We start from the raw sequence: 10949 nt of genomic DNA on the forward strand, positions 1-10949 counted from the left end.
CGCCTTCTCGCCGTGGCTCTACAAACAGCGAAACCTCGTCGAACGATTCTTCAACCGCATCAAGCAGTTCCGTGGCATCGCCACCCGCTATGACAAAGACCCTGCCAACTTCCTCGCAGCCATCAAGCTCATCTGCGTGCGCATCTGGTGCAGTGCGTAATGAGTCTACGCGCTAATTTGTCATTCCGAACTCCGGACTGTCTCCTATTAAAGCGGCGGTAGTTGACTGAGCGATCACTAATCGGAGTGGGGGCGGTGCTACCTGCGGCAAAGGTAGACCTTCGACAAGATCGATCAGTTGGTGGGTTGCGGTCTCGGCCATTTCGCCAAATGGTCGCGCTACGGTGGTCAGCGCGGGGGTTAGCAATTCGGCAACCAGGCTGCCGTCAAACCCGACGACGGAAAGCGGGCTTGGTACGGCGATGCGACGTTCCGATGCGACCTTCAGCACGCCCGCTGCCATGATGTCATTGGCGGCGAAAATGGCAGTCGGGAGCGGCGAAAGGGACAGAAGCTGCTCGGCGGCTGCCACGCCGGAGGCGAGGCTGTAATCCCCCTCGATTTCATGAAGCAAGGCAACTCTGTTCCGGTCGAGCGCTTCGATGAAACCACGACGTCGTTCGATGGCGGATATCATCGACTGGGGGCCGGTGACCATAGCGATTCGCTGGTGGCCGAGTGCGACCAGATAATCCGCGACCGCACCGGCCGCATCGGCTTCGCGGGACAATATGACGCTGCCATAGCCATCGATCGGCACGGCTGAGAGCGCCACGGCGGCAACCTGTTCGGCTTGCAAGGCCTGGGGCAAGCCAATGATGCCGGACACGGGCGGCAGCACGACCAGGCCATCGATGCGAGACCTGCGGGCAAAGGCAAGCACATCCTCGATCGCGCCTTCTTCTTCCAGCGGCGTGGAATGGCAGATGACCTCATAGCCACGCCGTGTCGCTTCTCGTCCGACGCCGCGTTGCACGGTGTCCAGGACCAGAGCGTTGCGATCATTATGGACGATGCCGATCAGGAAGGACCGGCCCTTCGCCAACGCCCGTGCGCGCAGGCTTGGCCTGAAGTTCAGCGCCGCAATAGCCTGTTCAATGCGTTCGCGGGTGTCGTCACTGACTCGTGGCGAATTGTTGAGGACGCGCGAAACCGTGCGGATCGAAACGCCGGCGCGATCCGCCACGTCAGAAATGGTCGGCTCATGGCCATTGTTGAACGAAGCATTGCTATTCATGGTCGGAGGCTATGCTGCCAGATCGCTTCTGTCACGCGCTACCATCATGCCTATCTATTTGACTTGACGCGCGGGTTGGAGAGGCATAATCCACGGCCATCAATGATAGCGCTAACTAAGGCGTGTCGAGCAATTTACGGCGGAGCAGGTCAAGGCTCCAACTGGCCATTGCAAGAAAGAAGGGGAGGATCGAATGAAGCAGATACAATCGTTGCGCGTGCGTTTCCTGACGGGAGCCGCGCTTATTTTTTGCCCGCCTGTGCCAGCGCTGGCACAGGCGCAAAATTCAGCCGAAGCGACGGCTGTCACTGCTGCCGAGCGGCCGCAGGGCGGCTCGGATAGCGCAACCGCAGACATCGTCGTCACCGGATCGCGCATCGCGCGCAATGGCTTCGATGCCTCGACCCCGGTCAGCGTGGTCGGCTCCGAAGACATCAAGCTCTCGGGCAATGTGAACGTCGAAAAGACTCTGGCGCAGATGCCACAGGTGGTCGGCTCGCAATTGGGTAGCGCGACCTCGAATACCGTTCCCGGCGGCTTTGCCGACGTCAATCTGCGCGGCTTTGGTTCAACCCGCAACCTGGTGCTGGTCAATGGGCGGCGCTATGCCATTTACGGCCCTGAGCAGGTCACCGATCTCAACACGATCCCGTCGAGCCTGATTGCGCGCACGGAAATCGTGACGGGTGGTTCGTCGGCCGTCTACGGCTCCGATGCCATCACCGGCGTCGTCAACTTCATCATGCGCGACGATTTCGAAGGCGTGGAAGCGCGCGCCCAGCTCAACATGGATCGTCCCACCGGGACGCCCGTCTATACCGTCGACCTGACGATGGGCGGCAATTTTGCCGACGGTCGCGGCAATCTGGTCGTGTCGGGCAATTATCTCAAGCGCGGGTCGATCACGCGCGGCCAGCGCGGCAGCTTTGCCTATGACTCGCTCAACGACGGATGCATCGTGCCGGGCAGCGGCGGCCATGACCGGGCTGGTACGCCCTTCACGCCGGCCTCCGGCCTGGGTTGCGTCGCGGGCGGTGGCGAGCTTGGCTTCGTTGCCGGTGGCAGCGGGGACATCCCCAATGGGCGCTTTTCTGGTATTCCGGCGGCGGGGGGCTCTAATGCGGCGCTCAATGCCGCCTATGCCAATGCAGGCCTTTCGGCGATGACCTCGCGCGGCTTCACCTTCAACGATGAAGGCACGGTTGCCCGGCCACAGATCACGCCGCAGGATGATTTCAATCTAGGGCCCGACAATTATCTGATCCAGCCGCAGAAACGCTGGATGATCAACAGCTTTGGCCATTATGATTTCACCGATGATATCACCGGCTATATGGAACTTCACTATAGCAGCAATGTGGTGAATGCCCGGTTGGCGCCGACCAATGTCGGGTCGCCCACCTTGTTCGACGTCAATAATCCCTATCTGACACCGCAGTTGCAGGAAGTGCTCCGCCAGCTCGACCTAGCCGAAACCGGGACGACCACCGTCACCAGCGGTACCGCGACGCGGACGACGACCGCGGGGGACGGCCTCGCGGTTCTGACCGCGGGTCGCCGCTATCGGGAAGTGGGGCCACGATTGGCCAGCGAACGGCGTAATGTCTTCCGTGGCGCCTGGGGCTTCAAGGGCAATCTGGGGAGCGTGTCGGACAATGTCCTGACCGACCTCAAGTTTGACGCCTATTACACCTATGCCCGCAGTGAAGACACGCTGCTGCTGCAGAATGCGATTTCGCGCAGCCGGTTGCAGGCGGCCCTGTTGTCGGTCAACGGCGCTGCTCCGGTCTGCAACATCTTTGGTCAGAATATTTCCGAAGCCTGCGCGAGTGCGATCCGCATCAACGCCACCAACTCGACCATCGCCACCCAGCAGGTCGCACAGGCGAGCGTCACCGGCACCCTGTTCCAGCTTCCCGCCGGCCCGATCGGCTTCTCCAGCGGCTATGAATGGCGCAAGACCAGTGCAACCTTCACGCCGGACTCCTTCCTGGCCTCGGGCGACGTCGCCGGTTTCAATCCCGGACTGCCGACCCAGGGCAGCGTGTCGGTGAACGAGATCTTCGGCGAATTGCGCGTGCCGTTGATCCACGACACGCCGTTCATGGAGAGCCTGATTGCCAATGGCGGCTTCCGCTATTCAGACTATAGCCTGTCCGGCATTGGCGGTCAGTGGACCTATCTGGGCGGGCTCGACTGGCGGGTGAACCGCGATCTTGCCTTCCGCGGCCAGTATCAGCGGGCGATCCGCGCACCCAATGTGAACGAGCTTTACGGTGGCGTGACCCGCGTGGTCGGTGTTGCGACCGATCCTTGTTCCTCGCGCGCTTCGGCGGCGCAGCGGACCGATGCCGTCCGCGCGGTCTGCATCGCGACGGGCGTTCCAGCCGGCGCGGTCTTCACCGACGCGGTCCAGCCCAACAACATCATGCCGGCAGACTTTGGCGGCAACGTCAATCTGGGCGCGGAAAAGTCCGACACGTTCACTGTCGGTGCCGTGTTCACGCCCAGCTTCGCACCGAAACTCTATTTCAGCGTCGATTATTTCAACATCTCGCTGGACGGCGCGATCTCGTCGCTGGGCGGTGGTCTGCAGAACACGCTCAATCTCTGCTATACCGTCATTCAGGACGCCAATAGCGAGTTCTGCCGGGCGATCGTGCGCAATCCCAATACGGGTGAGATCAACGATCCCTATGTGGCGCAGATCCGCAACGCCAATACCGGCAAGCTCAAGACGTCGGGCATCGACTTTGCGATGCGCTATTCCTTCGACGTCGGTTTCGGCTTCCCAGGGCTGGGCAGCACCAGCTCGTTCGATATCAGCAGCAACCTGACCTATCTGGACGAGTTCACGTCCACGCCGGTCGCGGCGTTGCCCGACATCAAGAATGAATGTGCCGGAGCCTATGGCCCGACCTGCGGCCAGCCGCTGCCGCGCTGGCGGGCGACGTCGCGCATCACCTGGAATGTCGAGGATCTGAGCCTCAGCCTGCGGCATCGCTATATCGGCAAGGTCACGACCGACCGCTATGTCGTGCCGCATCGTCAGGGGGCGGCGAACGGACCCAGCCTCGACAGCTTTGCCTATCCGGTGCTGAACGATCAGAATTATTTCGACCTGTCGTTCAACTATAAGCTGCGTGACGGGATGGAGATTTTCGGCGGCGCGAACAACATGTTCAACAACAAGCCGCCGGTCACCACCCAGGGGCCGAATGCCAACACCTTCTCGGCGACCTATGACGTGCTGGGGACCGAGTTCTTCATCGGCGCATCGCTGAAATTCTGAGAACGAGACAGGAGGGCGGGAACAGTTGGGCTGTTCCCGCCTTCATCATGACAAGGGGATGGATGATGGGTTTTGACCGGCGAAGCTTCCTGCAGGGCGGCGCATTGGCAGGCATGGCCGGGATCGCGCAACCGGCTTTTGCCGCGTCCGGTGCGGGCCTGAGATTGGCTGCCGGGGCCGTTGGCGGGATCGTCGATGTCCGCCAGTTCGGTGCCAAGGGCAATGGCACGGCGATCGATAGCGGCGCGATCAACAGGGCGATCGATCATGTCGCCGGGCTGGGTGGCGGCACCGTCTATTTCCCGGCCGGCTCCTATGCCAGCTACACGATCCGGATGAAGAGCCGGGTCACGCTGTTCCTGGCGGATGGCGCTGTCCTGCTGGCCGCCGCGCCGACCGACACGCAAGGCTATGACCATGCCGAGCCGATCGGGGAATGGGGCGCCTATCAGGATTTCGGGCATAGCCATTGGCGCAACAGCCTGATCTGGGGTGAGGGGCTGAACGACATCGCCATCCTTGGTCCGGGGCTGATCTGGGGCAAGGGGCTGGGCCGGGGCGACGGCAAGGATAATTGGCTGAAGGATCCGACCGGTCCCGGCACCGGCAACAAGGCGATCGCGCTCAAAAATTGTCGCAACGTCCTGTTGCGCGACATCAGGATATTGGAAGGCGGCTGGTTCGCGTTGCTCGCCACCGGGGTCGATAATCTTACCATCGACAATGTACTGGTGGACACCAACCGCGACGGCTTCGATATTGACTGCTGTCGCAATGTGCGGATCAGCAATTGCACCGTCAATTCGCCCTGGGACGACGGCATCTGTCCCAAGAGCAGCTATGCGCTGGGTCATCCCCGCATCACCGAAAATCTGACCATTTCCGACTGTTTCGTCACCGGTAATTATGAAGTCGGATCGGTGCTGGACGGCAGCTGGCGCAAGATGCCGCCATCCTTCGCGCGCAAGATCCACGGGCGGATCAAGTTCGGCACCGAATCCAATGGGGGCTTCCGCAACATCACGATCAGCAATTGCATCTTCGAGGATAGCCGGGGATTGGCGTTCGAGACGGTCGATGGCGCGGTGGTCGAGGATGTGACGGTCAGCAACATCACCATGCGGGGCATCATAGACGCGCCGCTGTTCCTGCGGTTGGGCAAGCGGATGCGCGGGCCTGCGGGCGTGCCGATCGGCACGATGAAGCGCATCCTGATCCAGAATGTGGTGAGTTCGGGCGCCAATATGCTGCCATCGGTGATTGCGGGACTGATTGATCACCCGATCGAGGATGTCTCGATTGCCGACTGCCATTTCCAGCATGTCGGTGGTGCGCCGGCGGCGATGGCCAAGGTGCGTCCGCCCGAGGCCGAACTGGCCTATCCCGAAGCGACGATGTTTGGCGATCTGCCCGCCACCGGTTTCTTCGTCCGCCACGCGCGCAATATCCGCTTCAGCAATGTCGAGGTGGCGGTGGCCGCGCCCGATCCGCGCGCGGCCTTCCGGCTGGAGGATGTGCAGGATGCGGATTTTGTCGGTTTGCGGGCGCCGCGTGGCACGACTTGGTCGCTTGACCGGGTCACCGGCTTCCGCAGTAGCGGTGCGCGCTGGATTGCGGACCGTCGGAGCGACGGCCCGCTGTCCGGCGACTTTTAACTTCTGCGGTCCGGTGCGGCGGCGAAAGCCGCCGCGATCGCATCGCGGAAGGGCTTGGGACGGAAGTCGGCATCGAAGGGGCAGGGACGTTTGGCCATGCCGTCGGGCCGCAGCCGCATGCCGCTGAGCCAGCTATAGCGGTCGGACAGGCCCCAGCACATTACCGTCTTCGTCTGGGGGTAGGATAGCATCAGGTCGAGATAGGCCTTGGCATGGGCGGCGACCTGAGCGTCGCGCGGACCGATGGCGCCGGGCAGCGGATTATCATGCACGTCCATTTCCGTGACCAGCAGGTCAAGGCCCATGCCGGTGACCTGATCCAGGAAGCGACGGAAGGCGGGCTCATCCAACGATCCCAGGCCCGTCGGCGTGTCGCTGAACTTGCTGCCGAGATGGCTCTGTATGCCGAGGGCATCGACGGGCGTGCCACGCTTGCGCATCTGTTCCAGCAGGCGCAGCACCGCATCCCGGTGCAGCCCCTCGTCGGCGCGCCAGCCCATATAGTCATTATAGACCAACTGGGCCTTGGGTGCTGCCGCGCGCGCGGTGCGAAAGGCGATATCGATGGTCTCGAACGCGCCGATATGCCGGGACAAAGCGGTGTCGCGCAGCGCCCCGGTTTCGGAATCGATCGCTTCGTTGACGACATCGAAGCTGTCGATCCGGTCGGCATAGCGGCCGGCGACCGTGGCGACATGGTCGGTCAGCAGCCGTTCCGCTTCTGCTCTGGGATTGGGGCCATAATCATGCTCCGCCACCCATTGCGGCATCCATCGCTCGCTGTGCCACAACAAGGTATGGCCGCGCACGCCAAGGCCGTTGGCACCAGCCCAATCGACGATCCGGTCGGCGGCGCGAAAGTCGAAATGCTGCGCATCGGGACGCGTGATCGACCATTTCATTTCATTTTCCGGGACGACCAGCGCGCATTGCGCGGCATTGAGCGCGCGATAGCCGGGGTCGGCGAAATTATCCTTGCCGACCGTGCTGCCGAAGCGGATGCCCTTGGCGGCGCCCAGCGGGGCGAGGGAGGTTGCCGACCGTGCCCAGGCAGGAACCGGCAGGGCCAGGGCAGCGGCGCCCGCGATCAGGCTGCGGCGGTCGATCACCCGGTTCACAGCGTCACCCGTTCATTGGCGTGCAGGGTCAGTTGCCGGACCGGCTGTCCCGCCAGGCGCAGGCGGACCGTCTGGGCCTGTGGCTCGATACCGATCAGATGGCGTGGCTTGCCCTGCTTGTCGGTGACAAGGCGCGCGTCCCCGCCCTCGATCCGGCCGATGGGTGCCCCTGCAAGGCTGAGGTCTGCGCCCCCGGCGCGATAGACCATGGTGGCGCTGCGTCCCGCATCGGTCGGCATCGACAGATGGGTGGCCTGCGCGGCCTCATGGCCGGGACGGACATTCCAGTGCAGATCGTCGGCTTCCTCGCAGACGCCGACAAGCCGCCAGCTATAATCGACCATCACCAGCGCGGCGGGGGAGTAGCCGGCGGCCTCGGCATGGGTGAAGGCACCGGTGCGTGGATCCATCTGCTGGCGGAAGGTCATGTCGCGGATCAGCGCCGCGCACCAGGGGGTCATCATCTGGCTGAACTCGGCAGTGCGGCCATAATGGTCGAACCAGCGGCCGGCGCGCAATGCCGTCAGCGCCTGGGTGGCGCCGCCCCAGCTATTGGCGGGGATCGATCCGACAAAGGCAGGGTCGTCCATCGCTACCGACGTCAGCGGATAGGGTGCCCAGAACGCCGCCGGATTATGCAGTTGCCGGGTCCAGAGCGTGTCGAACAGCGCCTGGTCGGGCACATGTTCGCCACAGACGCGCGAAAGAATGTCAGAGCGCACGCGCACGAAATCGCCCTTCGCGTCCAGATCGTAGAAGGCCGCATCCTCCGGCACATAGAGTTTGGAGAGGATCAGGCCGCGAATATGCTCGGCCTGCGTGGCCCAGCGGTCGGACTCGTCCGTCTTGCCAAGCGCCTTTGCCATTTCGGCCAAGGCCCTGCGCCCGCCATAAACGGTGGCGGACAGGTCCGGGCACAGGCGAGGTAGGGTGGCGATGGGGTGATGGGTGCGGGCATCCTTGTTCGGACACTGGTTGGGCATGCCGGCCCAGCGCGGGCTGTTGTCATGGCCGGTGTCATAGGTGCAAAATCCTTCGACCAGTCCGGTGCCGCGCGTATTGCGATAGCGCATCAGCCAGCCATCCCAGGCCGAACAGGCGTGGTAGCTGGCCTCCAGCAGCGCGCTGTCGCCAGTCGCCCGCGCCAGTTCCCAGGCGGTGGCAGCGATCGGCACGACCATCTGGATCTGGCCAAAGCCGGTTTCGACGATCTTGTTGTTGGCGGGCAACTGGCCGTCCGCCCGTTGCAACTCGAAGAAGGTCATATGGCTGTTACGGGCCACGTCCGGTCGGAACTTGCGATAGACCAGTGCCTCGTGCGGTCCGCATTCCTGCCAGATACCCTGATAGACGGCGCCTTCGATCAGCACCGGCTTGCTGACATAGGGCATGACCTGGACGTTGGCGGCCAAGACCGCCAGCGCCTTGTCATAGGCCGCCTGCCAAAGCCGGTTGGCGGTGTTGAAACGCGGCGCATCGGCAGCCGGTTCGGCATAGGCCATTCGACTTGCGCTAGCGCTGGCAAGGCCGCTCGCGGCGGTGAGCAGGAAGGAACGTCGATCCATTTATATCCCCTGAGAGCTGGCTTTAAGGCGCGACCGGCGCGGGATGATCGACCCGGACCCAATCCACGTCGATCGATCCACCCGCGCCGCCGCGGGTGAAGGTGAACAGGCCCGGCCGTGAGCCTTTCCACCAGGAGAAACGGGCAAGGCCAATGGCATCGCCGAACGGCAGGAAGGCGCGGCCGTCGAGGCTGTAGCTGTAGCGCACCGTCTGGTCCGCGCCGACCTCCGCCCGCAAGTCGACGGAGGAGCCGGTGAGGGCAGGGCCGGTGGTTTCCTCCCCGGCCGACGCCAGGGTCAGGTGTGTCTTGCCACTCTTCCGGACGATGCCGATCCAGCTAGGCTTCACGCCGAACAGGGTAAGCCCCGCCCGCTGGCCATCGATCATCCGGTCGATCTCGATCCGGGTCGTGATCCGGCTGCTCGGCCCCTGCAATATCTGGGTCAGCGTGTTGCGGGCAGTTACCAGATGGTCGGCGGGCAGGGCGTGGAGACGCAGGAAACCGGGGCGTGCGGTGAGGCTCCAGGCATCATCGTCCGGATTATGGTTCCATTCCCATTGTGGCCCCAGTTTCGCGCTGCCGAAAGCATCTGTGTCCTGGAGCCGATCCTGCGTTGGGGGCGACCCGGTGTCCGGCATGGCATGATGCTCGACCGGCTGGCCGACATCGGTGCCGGGGCGCAGGTCGCCGATCACCGGCCAGTCATCGACCCATTTGAGCGGCTCCAGATAGGTGATGCGGCCAAAGGCGCCGCTGCTGTTGAAATGGATGAACCAGCCCTGGCCCGACGGCGTTTCGAACGAGCCACCCTGATGTGGCCCTTGCAGGGCGCTGCTGCCCTGGGCCAGCACGGTTTTCGCTTCATAGGGGCCGCGAATGTCGCGCGCGCGCAGAGCGACCTGCGCGCCCTTCTCCACGCCGCCATAGGGCGCGAAGATATAATAATAGCCGTTGCGTTTGTAGAATTTGGGGCCTTCCAGGATCGGCAGATTCTGCTTGTCCTCGACGATCACCGTTCCCCCATCGAGCACGCTCTTGCCGTCCGCGCTCATGCGATGGAGGATCAATGGCCCGGCGCCATGGCGGGAATGAACCAGCCAGGCCTGGCCATCATCGTCCCAGAAGGGGCAGGGGTCTTCCAGCATCGGCTGGTCGATCACCTTGACCGGCGCGCTCCAGGGGCCTTCCGCCTTGCTGGCAGTGGCCACGAAGATGCCCTCGTCCGGCGTCGCCCAATAGACGTAGAACAGGCCGGCGTGATGGCGGATCGACGGTGCCCAGACTCCGCCGGCATAGCGGGTGCCGCCGACCGGCTTGGAAATCGCGTCGGTCAGGCTGTGGGGGCCGGGCATGTCATATTCGGGCGCGAATGGCAGGCGCGGCAAGACATGGCCAAGGATCGACCAGTGGACCAGGTCGCGGGAATGGAGGATCGGGATGCCGGGCGAGAAATGGAAGCTCGATGCCACCATGTAATAATCCTGTCCGACGCGAATGACGTCGGGGTCGGAATAATCGGCGTAGAGGATGGGGTTGCTGTAGGTGGATGCGGAGGAAGCTGTCTCCGCCGCGGCGCCATACCCGCAGATCAGAGAGACAGCACACAACAGGCTTGTCAGCATTCCGCTTTGAAGCGGCATCACATATCCCTCCTATCGGCAAAGCCTTATAAAAGCGCGCTTTGCTCGTTGATGGACTGATTGTGCGTGGACGAGTGCGGTAATGCAACAAATTTTAGATAGCGCTACCATTGTTTAGGTACGTTTTCACAACGACCATTGGTTCGATGTTGATATGCTGCCAATTTCAACCCTTACGAAGCGCTCTAACTTCGATTTCCACTTCTCAGGAGTGAGCCGTTCGATTTCGTCAGCCTTCCAACAACAGCGTAAGCCACCCTGGAATTAGCGCGTAGACTCATTACGCACTGCACCAGATGCGCACGCAGATGAGCTTGATGGCTGCGAGGAAGTTGGCAGGGTCTTTGTCATAGCGGGTGGCGATGCCACGGAACTGCTTGATGCGGTTGAAGAATCGTTCGACGAGGTTTCGCTGTTTGTAGAGCCACGGCGAGAAGGCG

Annotated in this window: 8 protein-coding genes; 3 read left to right on the forward strand and 5 right to left on the reverse strand. The window is 62.7% G+C overall.

From position 1 onward, the window contains the following. A partial coding sequence (locus CG471_RS26765) for a transposase (protein ID WP_143560160.1) occupies window positions 1–160 on the forward strand: 160 nt, incomplete at its 5' end. A 12-nt stretch (window positions 161–172) separates the two neighbouring features. On the opposite strand, the gene CG471_RS26770 is transcribed toward CG471_RS26765, so the two are convergent. After that, window positions 173–1237: a LacI family DNA-binding transcriptional regulator gene (locus tag CG471_RS26770; protein WP_099234332.1), complete on the reverse strand. Its 1065-nt coding sequence runs from the start codon at window positions 1235–1237 to the stop codon at window positions 173–175. 193 nt (window positions 1238–1430) lie between these two features. On the opposite strand from CG471_RS26770, the gene CG471_RS26775 reads away from it, so the two are divergent. Then, complete coding sequence (locus CG471_RS26775; protein WP_099234333.1) at window positions 1431–4529, forward strand: TonB-dependent receptor domain-containing protein; 3099 nt, start codon at window positions 1431–1433, stop codon at window positions 4527–4529. Between the two features lie 65 nt (window positions 4530–4594). Next, window positions 4595–6184, forward strand: coding sequence for a glycoside hydrolase family 28 protein (locus CG471_RS26780; protein WP_099234337.1), 1590 nt, complete (start codon window positions 4595–4597; stop codon window positions 6182–6184). On the opposite strand, the gene CG471_RS26785 is transcribed toward CG471_RS26780, so the two are convergent. The 4 genes from CG471_RS26785 to CG471_RS26800 form a co-directional block, all read right to left on the reverse strand. Next, window positions 6181–7302, reverse strand: coding sequence for an endo-1,4-beta-xylanase (locus CG471_RS26785; protein ID WP_099234334.1), 1122 nt, complete (start codon window positions 7300–7302; stop codon window positions 6181–6183). The two genes, CG471_RS26780 and CG471_RS26785, sit on opposite strands and share 4 nt — an antisense overlap. Further along, a complete protein-coding gene (locus CG471_RS26790) occupies window positions 7299–8867 on the reverse strand; it encodes an alpha-L-rhamnosidase (protein WP_099234335.1) in 1569 nt (522 codons plus the stop codon). The genes CG471_RS26785 and CG471_RS26790 overlap by 4 nt, the downstream gene beginning before the upstream one ends. A gap of 22 nt (window positions 8868–8889) precedes the next feature. Next, window positions 8890–10509 carry a glycoside hydrolase 43 family protein gene (locus CG471_RS26795; protein ID WP_099234336.1) on the reverse strand — a complete coding sequence of 540 codons (1620 nt, stop codon included), beginning with the start codon at window positions 10507–10509 and terminating at the stop codon, window positions 8890–8892. A gap of 280 nt (window positions 10510–10789) precedes the next feature. Beyond that, window positions 10790–10949: transposase (locus tag CG471_RS26800; protein ID WP_143560160.1), on the reverse strand; the 160-nt coding region annotated here is incomplete at its 5' end.

Origin of the sequence: Sphingobium sp. IP1 (assembly GCF_002708645.1) — a bacterium.
In the GTDB taxonomy this organism is placed as follows: Bacteria; Pseudomonadota; Alphaproteobacteria; order Sphingomonadales; family Sphingomonadaceae; genus Sphingobium; species Sphingobium yanoikuyae.